Raw genomic sequence first — 19,856 nt, forward strand, 5'->3', positions numbered from 1 at the left:
TGGCCCGTGAGAGCCTGAGCGCTGTTCCGGTCGGGCTAACTCGCACGGAGGAAGTATCATCACGCATACCTGGAACCCGGATGACTATCATCGGCACTCCGCCGCCCAGGCTCACTGGGCGCACGAGTTGATCGAGAAACTCGCGCTTGCCGGCGGCGAGCGGGTGCTCGATCTCGGGTGCGGCGAGGGGAAGGTGACCGCGGAGATTGCAGCCCGCCTCTCCTCCGGCTCGGTGCTCGGCCTCGATCTTTCCCGCGACATGATCGCCTTCTCCCGGGCTCACCTGCCCCCGGAGTGGTACCCGAATCTCCGGTTTGTCGAGGGCGACATGCTCGGTCTGCAGTTTAATGAGGAGTTCGACGTCGTCTTCTCCAGCGCCGCCCTGCACTGGGTCGCCGACCACGGCAGGGTCTTTCAGGGTATCTCCCGCGCTCTCCGGCCGGGGGGAAGGGTCTTCCTCCAGATGGGCGGGAGAGGAAACGCCGCGCCGATCCTTGCGCTCGCGGACGAGATGCTCGCGGAGGAGCCCTGGAACGAACTCTTCAATGGGCTTTCCCGCCGTTACGCCTTCTATGACCCTGAGGAAGAGCGCGGGTGGCTTGCGGAGGCGAGGCTTGCGCCCGTGCGGGTTGAGTTGATCGAAAAGGACATGGCCTTCGGTCAGCTTGACGACCTCGCAGGGTGGATTCGGACAACCTGGCACCTGTATCTCGACCGGCTGCCCGAAGAGGCCCGGCCGGCGTTCATCGCCGGGGTGGTGAGCCGGTATGTGGAGCGATACCCCTCGGCCGACGGCCGCATCCACGTCCCCATGGTGCGCCTTGAGGTGGAGGCGGTCAAACCGTCGGAATGACGGCCACCTCCCCGCGTCCGGCTATGAGAACAATTATGTCGCATCGACCCCCGGGAGCGGTCGTTTCAACTGCCCCGTGACGGGGAGGTATTTATACGTCGGCGGGGATCTGAGTCGGGCTATGCTGAACCGCACGGGGAACCCCGTCCCGCGAAGCGAGTTCCGTAACTATCTTTCCTCCGGGTACCGGGACGACCTGGCCCGGGATATCCTGGCCGGGATGACCGCAGAGCAGAAGTGTATCCCCAGCAGATACTTCTACGATGCCCGGGGCTCGCAGCTCTTCGAGGAGATCTGCCGCCTCCCCGAGTACTATCAGACCCGGCTGGAACTTTCCATCCTTCACGGGGCATGCGGGGCGATCATGGAATCCTTCGGCAAAGGGGATCTCGTGGAACTGGGGCCGGGAACGGATCTGAAGGCCTCGAAACTGATCGATGCGGCACCGGAGCCCGAGGGGGAGGGGATATGTTACATCCCGGTGGATGTGAGCGAGTCGGCTCTGGCCGCCGCAACGGAGGGTCTGCTCAGGCGGTACCCGCGGCTGCGCGTTCTCGGGATTGTGGGTGATTTCACCCGCGATCTGGGGTACATTCCCGCCAGGGGCAAGAAACTCGTCACGTTCTTCGGGGGCACCATCGGGAACTTCACCGATCCTGCAGCGCAGCGGATGCTCAGGAGCGTGGCCGGCGTGATGGGGGAGGATGATCGTTTCGTCGTCGGGCTCGATATGGTAAAACCGGTCCCGGTGCTCGAGGCCGCGTACAACGATGCGGCCGGGGTGACGGCCGCGTTCAACAAGAACATCCTTGCCGTGGTCAACCGGGAACTCGGGGCGGACTTCGACCCCGGCAGATTTGAGCACCGTGCAGGTTTCAACCGGGACGAGGAGCGGATCGAGATGCATCTTGTGGCATCGGCGGCTATGGCGGTCGGTATCCCCGCCCTGGATCTTCACGTGGCGTTCGAGCGGGGCGAGACCATCCTTACCGAAATCTCCCGGAAGTTCACCCGGGAGAGCGCCGGCCGGCTCTTTTCGGCCGCAGGGCTTACCGTGGAGCGCTGGTTCTCCGACCCGAAGGAGTGGTTTGCGCTCGCTGAGGTCTCCCGGGCGGGGCTGGGATGACGTCCCTTGCTGTATCCTCCGCCGTAGTGGTGAGGAATCGGCGGCACGGGGTGGTGATCCGGCGCGAGCGCGTCGAACTCCTCCCGGGATATGCCGGCACCCGGTCTCTCCCACCGGTGAAAAAAAGGTTGTGCGGCTGCTCTGCTATGGTGCCGTTCCCCTGGATGGGCCCATCACAGGCACGCAGATCCGCCGGTTGAACGGGTCGTCGAGGTGCAGGATCCGCACGTCCACCCCGTAGGCCCGGTGCATGGTATCTTCGCCGATGACCTCTTCGGGGCTTCCCATAGCAAGGATTCTTTGATCTTTCAGGATTGCAACCTGGTTCGACGTCAGAAGCGCGTGATCCGGGAAATGGGTCGCGACGACAATGGTCATTCCGTCCTCTGCAAGCCCCCTGATGACGTCGAGCACCCGTACCTGGTTGCCGAGGTCCAGGTGGGACGTTGGTTCGTCGAGCAGGAGGATCCCCGGACGCTGCGCGATCGCCCGGGCGATCAGGACAAGCTGCCACTCGCCGCCGCTGATCCCGGTGCACGGACGATCGGCGAGGTGAGAGATCCCGACCCGTCCAAGGGCGTCGGCAGCAATCTCTTCGTCTTCCGCAGACGGGGTTGCAAAGGGGCCGAGATGGGACGCCCTGCCCATCAGGACGATGTCCCTGACCATGAACGGGAACGGTGAGACCTGTGTCTGGGGAACGAACCCGACCTGCCTGGCAATCTCGTGCGGCTGCATCCCCGCGATATCGCGCCCGTCAAGATGAACGCGGCCGTGCGATGGGGAGATGAGCCCGGCCATGCACTTGAGGAGCGTGGACTTCCCGGTGCCGTTCGGGCCAAGGAGTGAGTACACGCATCCCTCGTCCACGGCGAGCGAGATGCCCGTAAAGACGGTGGCTCCACCCGGGTAGTTGAACGCTATATCCTCTACGCTGATGCGGCACCCCATGCTCACCACCCCGGGTTGTTCCGCCGGAGCAGCACCGCAAATATCGGCGCCCCGATGACCGCCGTCAGGATGCCGATCGGTATCTCGGCAGGGGCTGCCGTCCTCGCGACGGTGTCGACGGCGATCAGGAACGCTCCCCCGAGGAGCACCGATATCGGCAGAAGGTAGCGGTTGTCGGGCCCGACGAGCATCCGTCCCATATGCGGGATAACAAGCCCGATCCACCCGATGATCCCGCTCATGCAGACCGCTGCAGCGGTGATCACGGTCGAGAGGAGGATGATGACGACCTTCAAGCGCTCGGTGTTCACCCCGAGCGCCCGTGCCTCCTCATCGCCCATCGTGAGGACGTTGATCCGCCACCGGACGGCAAGCAGCCCCACTATCGAGACGGCGATGATCGGGCCGAGGATCATCAGGTCCGGCGCCGAGACGTGGTTGAGCGATCCGAGCAGCCAGAAGACGATCGCCGGCATCTTGTTCATCGGGTCGGCCACGTACTTCACCATCGAGGTGAGGGCCGAGAAGAGCGATGTGATCACGATCCCCGAGAGGACGAGCATCAGGATCGGGGTCGTGCTCCTGACCCGGCTGAGCCCGTAGGCCATCCCCACAGCGAGCAGGCCGAAGACGAACGAAAGGATCTGGACAAGGACGAGGCTGTCGGAGAGGAGGATGCCGATTGCCGCTCCGAAGCCCGCGCCGGAGGCCACGCCCAGTATCTGCGAGGAGACCAGGGGGTTCCGAAACATCCCCTGGAACGAGGCTCCGCTGATGGCGAGCCCGGCCCCGACGAGGAGGCCGGCGATGATCCGGGGGATGCGGACGTTTACGACGGCTGAAGTCGCTGTCGCCGCCCAGGTCTCCTCGATCGGGAAGACCGAACTTAAGAGCGCCGCTATCACCGTCTCCGGCGGGATCATGTACCGGCCGACCATCAGGGCGACGAACGCCAAAACCCCGAGCACGCCGAGGAGGAGCATCAGGATGGTGCCGGGGTGCTGTTCTCCCCAGCTCCTGTTGTGGGCCTGGTTTGCCGCCGCCGTCCCGGTCACCGTGGCTCCTCCATTGGTCTGCACGTCGGCGCTCGTTGAGCTCTGTCTCATCAGGACTGCTTCACCTGGCCGAACGTCACGCTCCCGTAGGTGCCGTCGATGACCTTCTGCGCCTGCGCATCGGTGATGGGGAACTCGAAGATCTCGGCATAAAAGTCTTTAACCCGGTCGGTGAGCGGCACGTCCTCGAAACGGTCGGGGTAGGCATTATACGCGAGCCAGAGCGGGTAGAGGACGGCGGATTCGGCGGACGGGCGGCTCCAGAGGAAGACTCCGGTCGGCTCCTTGTAGACCCGGCCTTCTTTGACGGCACCGAGTTCCTTCCAGCGGCTGTCGTCCTTGAGTTCGGTGGGGCTGCCGGTATCGATGATGATGATATCGGGGTCGACGGCAAGGACCTGCTCCATCGAGATCTCGTTGATGCCGGTGTGCATCCCCTCCTGCTGCCCCAGCGTGGTCTCGATGCCGGCGACAGCGTTTCTGCACCCCGCAGCCTCGGTCCACTCGGCGAAGAACGTGTCGCCGCCAAGCGTCTGGAGATGGCTTACGCCCTCGCCCAGGAAGACGGTGGCGCGTTCGTCGTCGGGGATATCGCCGGTGCGCTCGCGGAGGAATGCGAGGGTTCCATCAAGGTAGTCGATGTAGGCCTGCGCCCGATCGGGCTTTCCGAAGACCTCGCCCATGAAGGCGATCTCCCGCCGCATCTCGTCGAACCCGTCGCCCATGGTGCCGGAGAGGTAGATGACCGGGATGTCGGTGTGCGATTCCACGATCTTCCCGTCGACATCGAAGGCGATGACACAGTCGGGGTTCGCGACCAGGAGTTCTTCGATGTTCACGTTGCCGTTCGTCGTCCGCGGCGCCGGTTTATCGATGATGCCCGGGTCCATCTCCTGCATCATCTCCATCATCTGCGGCCCTTTCGTGACTGCAACGATGCTGGCGTTTGCCCCGAGGAGGTAGGGCACCTGGCTGATGGGGCCGCCGAAGACACCGAACGTCGCTCCTTTTGCAGGCAGCGTGATCTGGTTCCCCTCCATGTCGGTGATCGTCCGTGTCGCGGCCGGATCTTCCGGCGTTGTTGTAGTCGTACAACCGCAGCAGAGTATCCCTGACGCAACGATGAGTGCACAGAGCACATAACTGATTTTTGTCATCTTTACACCTGTGTAACCGTTATACAGCGGAACTTACCTGCTTTAAGCGTAATTCCGCTGAATACGTGAGGATTTAATTTTTGTGGAAGAAAACAATTGCCTTTCTCGGTTGAGTTAATTGGTTTTTGTTAACCATGGCGTGTAGATGGCTGCCTGGTTTCTCTGGTGGTTATGATTGAGCTCCTGCCTCGCACCTGACGGTGCTCGAGTTCCGTTCCGTTGGAACGTCGCACCCTACGGCCAGTCGTGCTCGCACCTGACGGTGCTCGAGCTCCGTTCCGTTGGAACGTCGCACCCTACGGCCAGTCGTGCTCGCACCTGACGGTGCTCGAGCTCCTGCCCCTACGGGCCAGTCGCTTTGCACAAACTATATATCCAGATGAATAATATCCGGGCAGCGTATGCGCATACGGGAGAAGACTCTGACGATTCTATTCGTTCTGTCGCTTGTCGCGAACGTCTTTCTCCTGGTTGTCGTCCTCATGCCGGCGGACGATCTCTCCCCGGCGCTCTCCAAACCCGAGGAGACCGAAACTCTTCCGACTGCGACCGTCGCCCCGCTCCTCCCGGTGAAGGTGGCCGGGAACGGGAGCGCCGCCTCGATGCAGGTGCCGGTCATCGTCCAGAAGATTGAGGTCGACCGGGGCGGCCCGCTCTTCTATGAGGAGGTGATCGAAGAGGGGGCGATGGTGAACGTCTCGGTCGAGGTCGTGCCCGGGAAAGGGAGGGTGCTCGTCCAGACGACGCCCCTGATGGGGATGGTCTTTCAGGACGCCGCGAACCTTGCGGTAACGGTCGCCGCCAACCGGTCTCGTGCGGATCTCACGAAGAGTGATATCATCTTCAGCATCCAGGGGCCGGAGGATATCTCCGAGATCGACGGCCCCAGTGCGGGGGCGCTGATGTCCGTGCTGCTCCTCTCGGTGCTGGAGGACTTCGCGCTCAACGAGAGCGTGACCGTGACGGGAACCATCGATGAGAACGGGAGTATCGGCCCGGTCGGGGGGATCCTTGAGAAGGCTGAGGCTGCTCAACGCGGCGGGAAGACCCTTCTCATCCTCTCTGGCGAAAACGATCAGATGCTCGATTACCGCGAGGAGATCCAATCGTTCGGCGGACTGAGGATCGTACGGCAACGGCCGATCATCGTGGATTCAAAAGAGTTTATCGAAGAGGAACTCGGCATCCGGGTGAAATACGTGAATACCCTCGACGACCTGCTCGCCGATCTTCGTGCCCCTGCGCCCGACCGGTCATCCTGACTGAAGGGTATTTATCCTCCGCCGGTCTACGTACCTGGACAGTATGAGATCGCAAAAATTGCTGATTGCCGCGGTTTTCGTGGTTGTTCTGGTCGTTGTTCTGGCGGTTCTGCTGCCGGGGCTCTCCTCGACGCAGCCGCCCGGCCCTGACCCGACCCAACCTCCTACCCCGGCTCCGACCTCCACCTCGGTCCCGACACCGGCACCGAAGCCCGTTCCGGAGAACGGCACCTACGTCAACACCACGTACGGGTATGCCGTCACCTGCCCGGAGGGATGGTTCTACACCGAGTCCGGTGAGAGCGTCTGGTTCTCCTCGCCGGATAAGCACGAAGAGGTTCGCGTGAACACGAACCCGCTCTCGAGCGAGAGCGAGGGCGACACGGAGAACGTTCTCGAAGCGCTGAACGCGACCTATGTGGAGGATCTTCGCGCCGGAATCGATGCCGAATGGGTGTCGACGGAGGAGATTTCCCTTGACGGCGTTCCGGCATACGAGTCGGTCTTCTCTGTTCCCATCGTCGATGAGGACCGGTATACCTTCGTCGTCCGTTACGCCGTCAAGGACGGTGTCATCTACTCGGTCATGCATACGGTGTTCCCGCCCGAGTACGACGTTTACAACGCCGACGCGGCTCCGGCGGCTGAATCGTTCCGTTTCCTCTAATTTTTTTTGGCTGCACCGCAATCCGGAAGTGTCGGTGGGGTTGTCCTGAAACGGCTCTGCCGGGAGGTACACCTGGCGGGAACAGCGGGCGACATCAAAAAATGTGGCGGGTAAACGGAGTTGCTGAGAGGTGGTTTTCTTCGGCAGGACGTTTAGAGATGGCTCCCCGTCACCTGTTTTTAACACGGTATCGTGAGCAGTCAGGGGGAGGCTTGCTGGCGAGAGAATATCGAAGTGCACTGCAACTCGATAACCCGGTCACTTCTATGAATCTGTGGTAATAGTCCTCTGTTTCCCCATATCAGAGGTGAATTGCTGGAGTAGTGTCGTATGGTTCAATCCGTTTCGTCTGCAGCGGGTGCCCGCTGCGACACATAGTCGTAATGAACTCCCTGGATAAATCCATTATGATACGGGATTTTGCTATTGCACCTATTTTAACCCGCCCAATTTGGAAAATGGGTGTTTATGGGCGTTTCTTAAGTTTTTTATGCCGCTCCGGCCGGGTGCCGCTACCCCCGCCTGAACATCCCGTCGAGTTTGCGCCTGTCGAACGCCACGACCGTCGGCCTCCCATGCGGGCACGTCCAGGGTGTCTCCGTCCGGGCGAGCTGGGCGAGAAGACGTTTCTGCTGGTCGTGCGTGAGATGGGCGCCGGCCTTCACCGCTCCACGGCATGCGACGATGCAGGTGACTGCCTCCCGGCGATCGGGAGCGGTGCGGGATTCGTTGGAGAGAAGGTCGGCGATCGTCTCGCGGACTGTCTCGGGGCTCTCGGTCGCGCCGAGGGCGGCGGGCACCGCACGGACGGCGAAGGTATCCCGGCCGAACTCCTCCACCACGAACCCCTCATCCGCGAGGAGCGCCGTTGCGTCCCGGAGCGCGGCAGACTCCTTTGGGGGGAGGGAGAGGATGACCGGCGCGATCAGTTCCTGCGACCCGGCTTCCTTATCGCGCTGCTCCGCGACCTGGTCGTAGAGGACGCGCTCGTGAGCCGCGTGCTGGTCGACGAGGTAGAGGGTGCCGTCGGTTCCCTCCGCCACGATGTAGGTCGCGGCCACCTGTCCGATCGGCTCCATTGCGGGGAGGAGGTTCTCTCCGCCTTTCGTCTCCGTCCGGCGGAGCTGCTTGTCGGAGAGGGCGAGTTCCCGGTGACCGGCCGTGTAGGACGTCCCGGCCTCGGCGACCGGCGGGGGTGACGGCACCGGTTCGGGCAGATCCCGGGCGATCTGCTGCTGCACCGGGTCGGTCGCGGTCTCCCGTGCAAGGTCGTGCCCGGCAAGCGCCTCTGCCACCGCGGCCGCAATCGCCGGGAGGATCTCCCGCTCCCGGGAGAGACGGACCTCCCGTTTGGTTGGATGGACGTTGACGTCCACGAGCTCGGTGTCGATCAAAAGTTCGAGAAACGCCACCGGGTAGCGGTCCTTCGGGAGGAGGGTGCCGTAGCCCTCCCGGACAGCGGCGGCAATCTGCCGGGAAGAGATGCTTCTCCCGTTGATGCTGACGGAGATCTGCGAGGGACTCCCCCGGCTCTCCGACGGCCGGGAGATGTAGCCTCCGATACGGAGGAACGGGAGCCTTCCCTCGACCGGGACGAGTGCCCGGGCGAGTTCAGCGCCGTAGAGGCCCGCGATAGTGTTCTGGAGCCCCGCGGACCGCTGGGTTGCCATCCGCTCTTTTCCGTTGTGCACCACCCGGAAAGCGACCTCGCCGTGGGCAAGGGCGAGATTCTCCACGACCGCGTAGACGTGGGCGAGTTCGGTGTTCCTGCTCTTGAGGAACTTCCGGCGGGCGGGGGTGTTGTAGAAGAGGCGTTCCACCGTGACCGTCGTCCCTTCCGGTGCCCCGACCTCGCTCTTCTCCACGACCTCGCCGCCCCTGACGACCAGTCGGGTGCCGGCGAGCGCCCCGGCTCCCCGGGAACGGGTGATTACGGTCACCTCCGCGACGGCGGCGATGCTCGCGAGCGCCTCCCCCCGGAACCCGAGTGTCCTGATCGCCGAGAGATCGGCGATATCCCGGATCTTGCTCGTCGCATGAGGGTGGAACGCGAGGACCGCCTCCTCCGGGTTCATGCCCTCGCCGTTGTCGGTCACCCGGATCTTCGTGACCCCCGTCATGTCTGACGCGACGTCGAGGAGGATGCTCGTCGCGCTCGCGTCGATCGCGTTCTCCAGAAGTTCCTTCACCACCGATGCCGGCCGTTCCACGACCTCGCCGGCGGCGATCTGGTTCACGGTATCGGGGTCGAGGACGCGGATCTTCGTCATCGCTCACTCCTCTCCCCGTTCGCCATCCTCTGGAGCCTGCAGAGGGCGTTCAGTGCCTCAATTGGTGTCATCTCATCGGGATTCATGTTTTTAAGTTCTCCGACCGCCGGGTTCTCCTCCACGACCCCCTCACCGGGATCAACGAGGAGCATCTGGGTGTAGCGGGGAGCCCGCGAACCGGCTGAGAACTCCCGTGTCGACGCCTCTTTCAGGAGTTCCATAGCCCGGTCGGTCACCTTCTTCGGGATCCCGGCAAGGTGCGCTACGTGGACACCGTAACTCCGGTCGGTCGCGCCGGGGATAATTTTTCTGAGGAAGACAACATCCTGTCCGGTATCCTTCACCGCAAAGTGGAAGTTCTTCACCCGCTTGAGCGATCCTTCGAGGTCGATCAGGTCGTGGAAGTGTGTCGCAAAGAGTGTCCGGGGGCCGGCGACCGCCTTCCCGTGCAGGAACTCCACCACCGCCCGGGCAATCGAGCACCCGTCCAGCGTGCTCGTCCCCCGCCCGATCTCATCGAGGATAACGAGACTTCGCGGGGTCGCGTTATTCAGGATGTTCGCGAGTTCCAGCATCTCGACCATGAACGTCGACTGCCCGGAGGCGAGGTCGTCGAACGCCCCGACCCGGGTGAAGACGCGGTCGACGATCCCGACGGTGGCATGCCGGGCCGGGACGAAACTCCCCATCTGGGCCATGATGCAGCAGAGCGCCACCGCCCGCATGTAGGTGGACTTGCCCGCCATGTTCGCCCCGGTGATGATCATGATCTGGTCGGCGGCGGAATCGAGTTCCGTGTCGTTCGGGACGAACGGGACCGGGAGGTGGCGCTCCACCACCGGGTGGCGGCCGTCGCGGATGACGATCCGGCCGCTCTCCTCGATCGTGGGGCGGGTGTAACTGTAGCGGGCGGCGATCTCGGCGAGCGCCGCATAGACGTCGAGGAGCCCCACAGCCCGGGCGGTCGCCTGGAGGTCGGCGACCTCCGCCGCGAGCGTCCGGACGAGTTCGGCGTAGATCTCCGCTTCGAGGGCGCCAAGACGCTCTTCGGCGGTCGCGATCATCGCCTCCTTCTCCCGGAGGTCGGGGATCGTGTAGCGCTCGCCGTTCGCGGTCGTCTGCCGCCGCTCGTACTCCGGCGGCACCAGGTGCAGGTTCGGTTTCGTCACCTCGATGTAGTAGCCGAAGACCCGGTTGTAGCCGATCTTGAGCGACTTGATCCCGGTTCTCTCCCGCTCCTGTTGCTGGAACTCCGCGATCCAGTCCTTCCCGGTCGTTGCGAGGTGCCGGAGTTCGTCGAGTTTCTCGTTGAACCCCTCCCGGATCATCCCGCCGGACCTGGCGAGTGCCGGGGGGTCGTCAATGATCGCCCGGCCGACGAGGCCGGTGACGCGAGCATGGTCGCTCATCGCGTCGAGAGCCTCGCGGACCAGGGCCGGGGCGTCGGCAGGAATGAGCGCTTTTACGTCCGGGATCGCTTCGAGCGACTCCCCGAGCGTCGCGAGATCCCTCGGCCCGGCGTTCCCGTAGGCGATCCTTCCTGCAATCCGCTCGGTGTCGGCGAAGTCGCTGAGCGTTGCGCGCAGCGCCTGCCTATCGAGCGCGTGGTCAAAGAACCACTCCACCGCGTTGAGCCTGGCCTCGATGGCGTCCTTCCCGAGCAGGGGGGCGATCAGGAACGACCGCATCGTCCGGCTCCCCATCGATGTCTCTGTGGCGTCGAGCGCGGCAAGAAGGGTGTTCGCGTCGCCAACGCCGCGGATCCCCGCCGTGATCTCCAGGTTCCGCAGGGTGATTGCGTCGAGCGCCATGTTCCCCGACGGAACCCGTGTCGAGAGCCCCGAGATGTGGGAGAGGGACGACTGCTGCGTCTCCTGGGCGTAGTGGAGCGCCGCTCCGGCTGCGCTGATCGCGCCGGGCATTCCCGCGCACCCGTAGCCGTCGAGCGTTGCCGTTCCGAACTGCCCGCAGAGGCGCTCACACGCTGCGTCAACGTCGAAGGCGTCGTCGCGGTAGCGGCTCACCGTCACCCCGAGGGCTTCGAGCCGGGCGGGGAGGCCGTCGCTGAGGCTCTCGGGAACGATCGTCTCCGTCGGGCGGTACCTGACAACCTCCGAGACGATCTCGGCGTAGTCGCGCCCGCCGCTGCCCGAGGAGACGAAGAACTCCCCGGTCGAGACATCCAGGAATGCGAGGCCGAAGGTCTCTTTTTGGTCAGGAGCGACCGCCATCAGGTAATGGGCGCCGGCTGAGGAGAGCATCGAGGAGTCGATAAGGGTTCCCGGGGTGATCACCCTGGTGACCTCCCGCTTGACTACGCCTTTTGCGGTCTTCGGGTCCTCCACCTGGTCGCAGATCACCACCTTGTAGCCCTTGTTCACCAGGCGGGCGATGTAGCCGTCGGCGGCGTGGTGGGGGACGCCCGCAAGCGGCATCCGGTCGCCGTTCTTGTCCCTGCCCCGGGCCGTCAGGGTGATGTCGAGTTCGCGGGCCACCACGCCGGCATCCTCGCCGAAGGTCTCGTAGAAGTCCCCCATCCGGAAGAAGAGGATGGCGTCGGGGTACCGGGCTTTCGCTGAATAATACTGCCGCATTGCCGGGGTCGGTCCGTCGGTCATCGCTTCTCCTTATAGAATCCGCATGGAGTCACATAAGGGTACTGTCCCGGGAAAACGGCCGAAAAGGGCTCCGATTCACTGCACCACTCAGGCACCCCCGGACAAATTAAATACGTCCGGAACGCGTACCTGAGACACGATACTGTATGTCGGCGACTATCGCAGAAAAGATATTTTCGCAACGGTGCGGGAGACCCGTCCGCGCGGGAGAGGTTGTGATGGCACCCGTGGATGCAGCGATGATCCACGACATCACCGGCCCGCTTGCGGTCAGGGTCTTTCGCGAGATGGGTGGAGAGCGCGTATTCGATCCCGAGCGGATCATTATGCTCTTCGACCACCAGGTACCCGCCGACTCGATACCCGCCGCCGAGAACCATGTCTTCATGCGGCAGTTTGCAGATGAGCAGGGGATCCACAACTACGACCTCCTCGAGGGCGTCTGCCACCAGGTCGTGATGGAGAAGGGGCGGGCGGCACCCGGCGAGATCGTCGTCGGGACCGACTCCCATACCTGCACCTACGGTGCGGCGGGGGCGTTTGCGACCGGGATCGGCTCGACCGATATGGGGTTCGTCCTGAAGTTCGGGGCGCTCTATTTCCGGGTGCCCGAGAGCATCCGGATCAAGGTCGAGGGTGCGTTCGGCCGGAGGGTGGGGGCGAAAGATCTCATCCTCTCCCTCGCCGGCGACATCGGCGCGGACGGGGCGACCTATATGGCGCTCGAGTTCACCGGCGCCGCCATGCATGATATGAGCATGGCGGGCCGGATGACCTGCGCGAACATGGCGATCGAGATGGGGGCGAAGGCCGGGATCGTCCAGCCCGATGCGGCTACCTGGGACTACGTCACCGCCCGCCGCGATATCGAGCCGTTCGACCTTGCGGGCGACGAGGACGCGGAGTACCGGGAGCGCCGCCGCTATGACGTCACCGACCTTGCCCCGCAGGTCGCCGTCCCGCACAACGTCGACAACGTCGTGGACGTGACGAAGGCAGCGGGAACAAAGGTCGACCAGGTCTTCATCGGTTCCTGCACGAACGGCCGCTACGAAGACCTCGTCGAGGCGGCCGAGGTTCTCGGGAACGCCGACCGGTTCGCGGACGGTGTAAGGGTGATCGTCATCCCGGCCTCGCGGACGGAGTATCTCAAGGCTCTCCGGGCCGGGCTCATCGAGCGGTTCGTCGAGGCGGGCGCACTCGTCGAAGCGCCCTGCTGCGGCCCCTGCATGGGTGGGGCGTTCGGCCTCCTGGCCCCCGGCGAGGTCTCGCTCTCGACGTCGAACCGGAACTTCCGGGGGAGGCAGGGGAGCACGCAGGCGTCGGTCTACCTCTCCTCGCCGGCGACGGCGGCGGCGAGCGCCCTCTACGGCGAGATCACCGACCCGAGGGAGGTGTGAATCATGCGAGTCTGGAAGTTCGGCAACGATATCGATACGGATGCGATCATCCCCGGCCGGTTCCTCACGATCTACGATCCGGCGGAACTCGCGAAGCACGTGTTCGAGGGGACGCGGGACGAGTTCGCGAAGGAGGCGCGGGAGGGCGACGTCGTGGTCGGAGGCAGCAACTTCGGGTGCGGCTCCTCCCGCGAGCACGCGCCGCTCGCGCTCCTCGGCGCCGGGGTGAAGGTCGTGGTCGCGAAGTCGTTTGCACGGATCTTCTACCGGAACGCCGTCAACACCGGGCTCCTGCCCCTGGTCTCTGCCGGGGCGGAGAGCATCCGGGACGGCGAGACTGTCACGGTGAACCTCGCCGGAGGTTACATCGAGGTGAACGGCAGACGGCTCGCGATCGAGCCGGTGCCCGGGTTCATGAAGGAGATTATCGATGCTGGCGGCCTGGTGGCCTACGCAAAAGATCTGGATGAGGTGAAGACATGCAGCACAGAGTAGCCGCAATCGGCGGGGACGGTATCGGGCCCGAGATCGTCGCGGCGGGAAAGGAAGTCCTTGATTCCGCGGGCGAGCGCTATGGGTTCGACATCGCCTGGACGGACTTTGATATCGGGGCCGACCGCTATCTCGCGACCGGTGAACTCCTGACCGAAGAGGATATCCGGGAACTCTCGAAGTTTTCCTCGATCTACTTCGGGTCGATCGGCGACGACCGGGTGAAGCCCGGGATCCTCGAGAAGGGCATCCTGCTCGCGATCCGGTTCCACTTCGACCAGTTCATCAACCTCCGGCCGATCAAACTCCTCGACGGTGTTGAGACACCGCTCGCGAACAAGCGTCCGAAGGATATCGACTTCGTCGTCGTCCGGGAGAACACCGAAGACTTCTACGTCGGGATCGGCTCCCGATTTGCCGGACGGCGCGAGCAGAAGACCCTCGAGGTCGTCCGCGACCTCTACAGCGTCAGGTTCGGCCTCGACGTCGAGACCGATGCCGACGAGCTTGCCTACCAGATCGGCGTCGTCACCCGGCCGGGTGCGGAGCGGGCGATCCGCTACGCCTTCGACCTCGCCGCAGCGAGGGAGAAGAAGGTCACGTCGGTCGACAAAGCAAACGTCCTCTCCGACGTCTACGGCCTCTGGCGGGACGTCTTCACCGACGTCGCCACCGGGTACCCCGACGTCAGGACGGAGTTCAACTTCGTCGACGCCGTCACGATGTGGTTCGTCAAGAACCCCGAGTGGTTCGACGTCGTCGTCACCCCGAACATGTTCGGCGACATTATCACCGACCTCGGTGCCATGATCCAGGGCGGGCTCGGGCTCGCCCCCGGCGGAAACATCAACCCCGCGGGCACCTCGATGTTTGAGCCGATCCACGGTTCGGCGCCGAAGTATCGCGGCCAGGACGTCACGAATCCGCTCGCCACCGTCTGGGCGGGCTCGATGCTCCTCGACCACCTCGGCGAGCACGAGGCCGCGGCGGCCGTTCTCCGGGCGATCGAGAGGAGTATCCTCGACGGATACGTCACCCGGGATATGGGCGGCGCGAAGAAGACGAGCGAGATCGGGCGGCACCTCGCGTCGCTTGTGAAGACGGTGTAGGGCCGCCACCAGTATCAGCATCTCATGTGAAGTCGTGAAGCCCTGAAGTTGTTAACAACTTCCTTCGCGTTCTTCGCGGCTTCGCGTGAGACCTGATTGCTACCCCTATTACAACCTCACGCGAAGAACGACGGATGAGACATCCGGAGTTTGAGCACCGCAGGTGCGACCCGCGAAGACAGGTTGCTGGCAGTCACACAGACTTCGTGACGACCTCCTGGACATCCCCGCAGATCCCGTCTTTTATATCCCCGCACCGCCATGATCTTGTGGACCGATGCAGGAAGAGCAGCAAACACCGTGCGAAAACCCTCTCTGGCCGTGTGCGATGACCGGGGCGGTCGCCTGTCTTTCGGGGTTCGCGGATATCGCCGTCGTCGTCCACGGTTCGAGCGGGTGCTACTTCTACCCCGCGTCGCTCGTCGGCGTCCCCATCCACGGGACGTTCCTCGTCGAGAACGAGGTCATCTTCGGCACGGAGTCCCGCCTCGCGGAGGTGATCCGGGAACTCGCCGGCCGCTACGCCCGGATAGCCGTGGTCAACACCTGCGTGCCCGCGATCATGGGCGAGGATATGGGCGACCTTGCCGGCGACGGGCAGATTTTCTTCGTCGACAGCCCGGGGTTCCTCGGCGACCTCGAGGCCGGGTACCGCCGTGCGCTCGATACGATCGCGCCGGTGGTCGACCCCGATACCCCCGGCGTCAACATCGACGGCATCTGCCGCACCGACCCCTTCTGCCGGGGGAACGCCCTCGAGGCACGGCGCCTGCTCAACCTTGCAGGCGTCGATGTCGCCGCCACCTTCTGCCTGGACCGTTACGCCGCGACCCGCCGGGCGGCGCCGTTCACCGTCGGGACGAACCCGGACATCGCGAGCGGTGTCGGGACGTGGTGCGGCTCGCTGCTCGGCCTCGATGCCGTCCGCGAGACCTTTGAGCGGCTTGGCGCCGTAATCGACGGCGTGGATACCCGCCCGGTCATGGACGAAGTCGCGTGGGCCGATGCCCGGATCCGGAAAGCCTGCGAGAAGTATCTCAGGAGGTTCGACCCGCCCCGCGTGGCGATCGCCGGCGGGCACGCCTACGCTGCGTTTGCCGCCGACCTCCTCGACCGGTATCTCGGTGCCGAGATCGCCTGCGTCGCCGCCCGGAACGGCTCCTCCGGCGACGGCATCACTCACACAACCGACTTCTCGGTCATCCGGGAGATGATCCGGGACGCCGAACCCGATCTTATCCTCGGCTCCTCCTACGAGCGGGCGATCGCTCCCGGCGCCGCGTTTGTCGGGTTGACGCTGCCGCTCCGGGACAGGGTCACGCTCTCCTCTCACGCGGTCGCCGGGGTGGAAGGGGCGCTCCGGCTGATGGAAGAGGTGCTCAACGCCTGTATCAACCGGAACCGGGCGAAACGCGGTGATCTGTTCACGCCCTCCCGGTGAGCCGCCGCATCTGGCATAAGATATTTATCAGTCGGCGGATACCGGGGTGCCGGTTCGTCCGCAGGGCGGGCCGGTACGAGAGGGAGGGTATGACATGACACATCACGGCGGATACGGTGCCCATGATATGCTTCTCGCGAAGATGTACGATCTTCTCGACGAGAACGAGATGCGGCAACTGATGATACGGATGATCGAGTCCCGCATCAAGATGAAAGAACAGTATATCGAGACGATGCAGTATAAGGTCGGGACCTACAAGATGGCACGGGACATGCTCGAGAAGGGCATGAAGAAGTGAGCGCCGGGTTCGGGAGCGTTCCCCGCCGGGGATCGTCTCCTCTTTTTTACATCATGACGAATGTACCGGTATGAATCTGACGATCAGGGAATACCTTGATGAGGATTTTCTCGCGGTCTGCGGCCTCGAGCGGGAGAACAGCCCGAGAGGCTGCAAGCCCGAGGTCTTCATCCGGCAGGCCGGCGTCCTCTTCGCCGATACCTTTCTCGTTATGGAATGCGGCGGGAAGGTGGTCGGCTACACCATCGGGGCTCTCGTCCAGCACCGGCAGACAACGGGTTGGATCGTCCGGCTGGTGGTGGGGGAGCGGTACCGGCGCAGGGGGTTCGGGAAGGGCCTCGTTGCGGCCGTCATCGCCGCTCTCCGGGAGCGGGGAGCGTATGAGGTCTGCCTCTCGGTCGCGCCGGGGAACCGTGCCGCCCGGGCGCTCTACGAGAGGCACGGCTTTCGAGAGACGGACTTTTTTCCGGCCTACTTCGGCGAGGGGGGCGATCGCTGTATCCTCCGAAGAGACCTCACCGGCCGGGAAGATTTAATCTGTTCAGGTTGAGATCTGTGCGATACCATGCCTCTCACTACTTTCCGCATAGGAGAACCGTTCAAACCGGTGCCACAGTTCCGGTCGTACCTCTACGCGTCCCTGATCCTGGCTGTCGTCGTCTTCGTCCTGCCGTGGCTCGCTCCCATCGTCATCTTCAGCCGGCTGCCCGTCGCTCTCGCCTTCGCCGTCCCGGTGCTCGCCATCGTTGTCTTCGTCGCCTACTGGATACCGCTCTACCACGAGAGCATCGTCTACCGGCTCACCGTCACCGAGGTGACCTGGCAGCGCGGGGTCTGGTTCCGGCAGACGGGGATCGTTCCCTACAACCGGATAACGAACGTCGATATCACCCAGGGCCCCCTGATGCGGTTCTTCTCCTTCTCGGCCGTTCGAGTGCAGACCGCGGGCTACTCGGCCCAGGCACAGGCGGAGATCGTCATCAACGGGATCGCGGACCCGAGGGATCTCCAGGAGAAGATCATGAACTTCGTCCGGACGACCGGGCCGGTCGCCGCGACCGGCGGCGAGCCGGAAGAGGGGGCGGCTGCCGATGCGGTGGTGGCAGAACTCCGGGCGATCCGGCGGCTGCTCGAAGGCCGGCAGGAGCGGTAGATACTTTTTTTAGATACAGGGAGGTGGGGGGCTTACCTCCCACTGATCGTCTCCCGCTTGATGACCAGGACCGGCTGGCGGGCGTTCTTGATCACGTACTCTGAGACCGACCCGAGGAGGCGTTCGCGGATGTTCGACCGGCCGTGAGAGCCGATGACGATGAGCGACGCTCCTTCCGCATCGGCCGCGGCCACGATCTCCTTTCCCGGGGTGCCGACGGGCGTCCGGACGGTCACCTTCACGCCCTGCCTCTCGAGCGCCCGGCGGGTGTCGATGATCCGGTGCTGGATCTCTTCCCGCAACTCTTTCTGGGTCTCGGTCTCCCGGTCGGGCACGGTTCCAAGGAACCCCTGCCCGCCCGAGGCGATCAGCGTGATCTCCTTTGAGTCGATAACGTGGACGAGGACGATTTCCCGGGTTCCCGCCTCGTGCAGCACGGGGATATAGTCCAGCACCTTCATGGAGGGTTCTGAAAAGTCTGTGGGAAACAGGATGCGTTCAAACATACTGGCACTCACTCCGATGAGACCTTTTCTGCAGAAGAGGTATAAAAGAGATTGTGTGGACGCCGGAGGACGAGGTGGGTGCCGGGGGTTGCTATACGGGATGTGTATCATACCCGACGGGGTCCCCCTCCGGAGCTTCATGTGGTTTGCCATCTCTGAAGATCTGCGGTCCATTTACGTTCTTTTTACGAAGAAAACAGGCAGAAGGCCCCCCACTTTAGTGGGGGGATGAATGTCGTCCATCGATAATCATATTACGCACCGTGGTGCATAAGACTATAATGCGTAAGGCATGTCGGTATCGACTCTATCCCTCAAAGTCTCAGACGACTCTGCTTGAGCAGACGCTTGAGATCTGTCGGTGGGTCTATAACGATACGCTCGCATTGCGAAAGAACGCCTGGGAGCAGGAGCAGCATACTATCTCTCTCTACGAAACCAACAAGATCCTGACACAGTGGAAGAAGCAACGATCCGATCTGAATCGGGTTCATTCTCAGGTCCTCTAGAACGTTCAGGTTCGAGTGGATCTTGCCTTCAAATCGTTTTTCAGGCGCGTAAAAGCAGGGGAGACCCCCGGATATCCTCGGTTCAAGGGGAAGGGACGATACGATAGTATCACGTACAAACAGTCCGGGTTCAAACTTGACGGGGATCGCCTCCACCTCTCGAAGATCGGAGACGTGAGGGTCGTCCTCCACCGTCCGGTTGAAGGGACGATCAAGACCCTCACGATCCGGCGGTCTTCGACTGGAAAGTGGTATGCCTGCTTCTCGGTCGAGTACGATCCCCCTCCCCTCCCACAGAAAGAGTCGGTCGTCGGGATCGATGTGGGTCTGGAATCCTTCGCCACCTTCTCCAACGGGGAGAAGATCGAGAATCCCCGGTTCTTCCGTACCGACGAGAAAGATCTCGCCAGGGCGCAGAGGAAACTCTCGAAGGCAGAGAAGGGCACTCCTGAACGGAAGAAAGCCCGGAAGATCGTCGCACACGTCCATGAACGGATCGCCAACAGACGGCTCAATTTTGCTCACCAGACCTCCCGTCAGCTGGTGAATCGGTTTGGTACAATTGTGTTCGAGGATCTGAATATCACAAATATGCAGAAGAACCACCATCTGGCAAAAAGCATTGCAGATGTTGCCTGGAATATGTTCATCACGATCACAGAGAGCAAAGCGGAAGATGCTGGCTCACGCGTGATCCTGGTGAACCCCAGAAACACGTCTCAGATATGCTCCAGATGTGGGATGATCGTCGCCAAGACGCTCTCTGATCGAGTCCACTCCTGCCCGCATTGTGGGTTGGTGATGGATCGCGACCAGAACGCGGCGATCAATATTATGAGATTGGGACTGCAATCTCAGGGGTGATATCCCAAGATGCCCCCGACTTCAGTCGGGGGAGCAGTCACTCGTATAAACTCATGCACGGGTTTCCACCGAGTATCGCCGTGGGGGGTGGGGACAGGGGAGGGGGTCTTCCCCTCCCCTGC

At 63.2% G+C, this 19,856-nt stretch carries 19 protein-coding genes; 13 read left to right on the plus strand and 6 right to left on the minus strand.

Annotated features, from left to right (window positions below; all coding sequences use genetic code 11):
• Positions 1-58: 58 nt before the first annotated feature.
• Together FGW20_RS00720 and egtD are read left to right on the plus strand one after the other, a co-directional pair.
• Positions 59-853 (plus strand): class I SAM-dependent methyltransferase, encoded by a 795-nt coding sequence (locus FGW20_RS00720; RefSeq protein ID WP_301676324.1) that lies wholly within the window; start codon positions 59-61, stop codon positions 851-853.
• A 121-nt stretch (positions 854-974) separates the two neighbouring features.
• On the plus strand, positions 975-1,979 hold the full coding sequence (gene egtD, locus FGW20_RS00725) for an L-histidine N(alpha)-methyltransferase (protein ID WP_301676189.1): 1,005 nt from the start codon (positions 975-977) through the stop codon (positions 1,977-1,979).
• A gap of 144 nt (positions 1,980-2,123) precedes the next feature.
• Here the strand turns inward: egtD and FGW20_RS00730 are convergent, their stop codons facing one another.
• From FGW20_RS00730 to FGW20_RS00740, 3 genes are read right to left on the minus strand one after another with little or no spacing between them, the layout of a single operon-like run.
• Positions 2,124-2,930: an ABC transporter ATP-binding protein gene (locus FGW20_RS00730; protein WP_301676190.1), complete on the minus strand. Its 807-nt coding sequence runs from the start codon at positions 2,928-2,930 to the stop codon at positions 2,124-2,126.
• Between the two features lie 2 nt (positions 2,931-2,932).
• Positions 2,933-4,036 (minus strand): FecCD family ABC transporter permease, encoded by a 1,104-nt coding sequence (locus FGW20_RS00735; RefSeq protein ID WP_301676191.1) that lies wholly within the window; start codon positions 4,034-4,036, stop codon positions 2,933-2,935.
• Complete coding sequence (locus tag FGW20_RS00740; protein WP_301676192.1) at positions 4,036-5,142, minus strand: ABC transporter substrate-binding protein; 1,107 nt, start codon at positions 5,140-5,142, stop codon at positions 4,036-4,038. The genes FGW20_RS00735 and FGW20_RS00740 overlap by 1 nt, the downstream gene beginning before the upstream one ends.
• 401 nt (positions 5,143-5,543) lie before the next feature.
• On the opposite strand from FGW20_RS00740, the gene FGW20_RS00745 reads away from it, so the two are divergent.
• Positions 5,544-6,404, plus strand: a complete 861-nt coding sequence (locus FGW20_RS00745) for a S16 family serine protease (protein ID WP_301676193.1) — start codon at positions 5,544-5,546, stop codon at positions 6,402-6,404.
• Between the two features lie 43 nt (positions 6,405-6,447).
• On the plus strand, positions 6,448-7,071 hold the full coding sequence (locus FGW20_RS00750) for a PsbP-related protein (protein WP_301676194.1): 624 nt from the start codon (positions 6,448-6,450) through the stop codon (positions 7,069-7,071).
• Positions 7,072-7,583: 512 nt separating this feature from the next.
• Here FGW20_RS00750 and mutL read toward each other — a convergent pair.
• Positions 7,584-9,341: a DNA mismatch repair endonuclease MutL gene (gene mutL / locus FGW20_RS00755; protein ID WP_301676195.1), complete on the minus strand. Its 1,758-nt coding sequence runs from the start codon at positions 9,339-9,341 to the stop codon at positions 7,584-7,586.
• Complete coding sequence (gene mutS, locus FGW20_RS00760) at positions 9,338-11,959, minus strand: DNA mismatch repair protein MutS (RefSeq protein WP_301676196.1); 2,622 nt, start codon at positions 11,957-11,959, stop codon at positions 9,338-9,340. Before mutS ends, mutL begins: the two co-directional genes overlap by 4 nt.
• Before the next feature lie 146 nt (positions 11,960-12,105).
• Between mutS and FGW20_RS00765 the strand changes: the two genes are divergently transcribed.
• From FGW20_RS00765 to FGW20_RS00795, 7 genes are all read left to right on the plus strand, one after another.
• Complete coding sequence (locus tag FGW20_RS00765) at positions 12,106-13,359, plus strand: 3-isopropylmalate dehydratase large subunit (RefSeq protein WP_301676197.1); 1,254 nt, start codon at positions 12,106-12,108, stop codon at positions 13,357-13,359.
• 3 nt (positions 13,360-13,362) lie between these two features.
• Positions 13,363-13,854 (plus strand): 3-isopropylmalate dehydratase small subunit, encoded by a 492-nt coding sequence (locus tag FGW20_RS00770; protein ID WP_301676198.1) that lies wholly within the window; start codon positions 13,363-13,365, stop codon positions 13,852-13,854.
• Positions 13,839-14,960 carry an isocitrate/isopropylmalate dehydrogenase family protein gene (locus FGW20_RS00775; RefSeq protein WP_301676200.1) on the plus strand — a complete coding sequence of 374 codons (1,122 nt, stop codon included), beginning with the start codon at positions 13,839-13,841 and terminating at the stop codon, positions 14,958-14,960. Before FGW20_RS00770 ends, FGW20_RS00775 begins: the two co-directional genes overlap by 16 nt.
• 328 nt (positions 14,961-15,288) lie before the next feature.
• The gene (locus tag FGW20_RS00780) at positions 15,289-16,401 is read left to right on the plus strand and encodes a nitrogenase component 1 (protein WP_301676201.1); all 1,113 of its coding nucleotides are present in this window, start codon (positions 15,289-15,291) and stop codon (positions 16,399-16,401) included.
• Between the two features lie 94 nt (positions 16,402-16,495).
• On the plus strand, positions 16,496-16,702 hold the full coding sequence (locus FGW20_RS00785) for a hypothetical protein (protein ID WP_301676202.1): 207 nt from the start codon (positions 16,496-16,498) through the stop codon (positions 16,700-16,702).
• 70 nt (positions 16,703-16,772) lie between these two features.
• Positions 16,773-17,252, plus strand: coding sequence for a GNAT family N-acetyltransferase (locus FGW20_RS00790; protein WP_301676203.1), 480 nt, complete (start codon positions 16,773-16,775; stop codon positions 17,250-17,252).
• Between the two features lie 15 nt (positions 17,253-17,267).
• Positions 17,268-17,855, plus strand: coding sequence for a PH domain-containing protein (locus FGW20_RS00795; RefSeq protein ID WP_301676204.1), 588 nt, complete (start codon positions 17,268-17,270; stop codon positions 17,853-17,855).
• Positions 17,856-17,887: 32 nt separating this feature from the next.
• Here FGW20_RS00795 and FGW20_RS00800 read toward each other — a convergent pair whose 3' ends face one another.
• A complete protein-coding gene (locus FGW20_RS00800; protein WP_301676205.1) occupies positions 17,888-18,361 on the minus strand; it encodes a universal stress protein in 474 nt (157 codons plus the stop codon).
• A gap of 281 nt (positions 18,362-18,642) precedes the next feature.
• Here FGW20_RS00800 and FGW20_RS00805 point away from each other — a divergent pair, with 281 nt between their 5' ends.
• Positions 18,643-18,870 carry a helix-turn-helix domain-containing protein gene (locus FGW20_RS00805; RefSeq protein WP_301676206.1) on the plus strand — a complete coding sequence of 76 codons (228 nt, stop codon included), beginning with the start codon at positions 18,643-18,645 and terminating at the stop codon, positions 18,868-18,870.
• Between the two features lie 15 nt (positions 18,871-18,885).
• Positions 18,886-19,734 carry an RNA-guided endonuclease InsQ/TnpB family protein gene (locus tag FGW20_RS00810; protein ID WP_301676207.1) on the plus strand — a complete coding sequence of 283 codons (849 nt, stop codon included), beginning with the start codon at positions 18,886-18,888 and terminating at the stop codon, positions 19,732-19,734.
• Positions 19,735-19,856: the final 122 nt, after the last annotated feature.

This window comes from Methanoculleus methanifontis (genome assembly GCF_030464365.1).
In the GTDB taxonomy this organism is placed as follows: domain Archaea; phylum Halobacteriota; class Methanomicrobia; order Methanomicrobiales; family Methanoculleaceae; genus Methanoculleus; species Methanoculleus methanifontis.

Excerpts from the sequence above, each read along its gene's own strand:
- FGW20_RS00730 (WP_301676190.1), bottom strand. The coding sequence starts at position 2,930 with ATGGGGTGCCGCATCAGCGTAGAGGATATAGCGTTCAACTACCCGGGT.
- FGW20_RS00775 (WP_301676200.1), top strand. The coding sequence starts at position 13,839 with ATGCAGCACAGAGTAGCCGCAATCGGCGGGGACGGTATCGGGCCCGAG.
- FGW20_RS00745 (WP_301676193.1), top strand. The coding sequence starts at position 5,544 with ATGCGCATACGGGAGAAGACTCTGACGATTCTATTCGTTCTGTCGCTT.
- FGW20_RS00740 (WP_301676192.1), bottom strand. The coding sequence starts at position 5,142 with ATGACAAAAATCAGTTATGTGCTCTGTGCACTCATCGTTGCGTCAGGG.
- FGW20_RS00735 (WP_301676191.1), bottom strand. The coding sequence starts at position 4,036 with ATGAGACAGAGCTCAACGAGCGCCGACGTGCAGACCAATGGAGGAGCC.
- FGW20_RS00770 (WP_301676198.1), top strand. The coding sequence starts at position 13,363 with ATGCGAGTCTGGAAGTTCGGCAACGATATCGATACGGATGCGATCATC.
- mutS (WP_301676196.1), bottom strand. The coding sequence starts at position 11,959 with ATGACCGACGGACCGACCCCGGCAATGCGGCAGTATTATTCAGCGAAA.
- FGW20_RS00795 (WP_301676204.1), top strand. The coding sequence starts at position 17,268 with ATGCCTCTCACTACTTTCCGCATAGGAGAACCGTTCAAACCGGTGCCA.
- FGW20_RS00790 (WP_301676203.1), top strand. The coding sequence starts at position 16,773 with ATGAATCTGACGATCAGGGAATACCTTGATGAGGATTTTCTCGCGGTC.
- FGW20_RS00800 (WP_301676205.1), bottom strand. The coding sequence starts at position 18,361 with ATGTTTGAACGCATCCTGTTTCCCACAGACTTTTCAGAACCCTCCATG.
- FGW20_RS00780 (WP_301676201.1), top strand. The coding sequence starts at position 15,289 with ATGACCGGGGCGGTCGCCTGTCTTTCGGGGTTCGCGGATATCGCCGTC.
- FGW20_RS00805 (WP_301676206.1), top strand. The coding sequence starts at position 18,643 with ATGCGTAAGGCATGTCGGTATCGACTCTATCCCTCAAAGTCTCAGACG.
- FGW20_RS00785 (WP_301676202.1), top strand. The coding sequence starts at position 16,496 with ATGACACATCACGGCGGATACGGTGCCCATGATATGCTTCTCGCGAAG.
- egtD (WP_301676189.1), top strand. The coding sequence starts at position 975 with ATGCTGAACCGCACGGGGAACCCCGTCCCGCGAAGCGAGTTCCGTAAC.
- FGW20_RS00765 (WP_301676197.1), top strand. The coding sequence starts at position 12,106 with ATGTCGGCGACTATCGCAGAAAAGATATTTTCGCAACGGTGCGGGAGA.
- mutL (WP_301676195.1), bottom strand. The coding sequence starts at position 9,341 with ATGACGAAGATCCGCGTCCTCGACCCCGATACCGTGAACCAGATCGCC.
- FGW20_RS00750 (WP_301676194.1), top strand. The coding sequence starts at position 6,448 with ATGAGATCGCAAAAATTGCTGATTGCCGCGGTTTTCGTGGTTGTTCTG.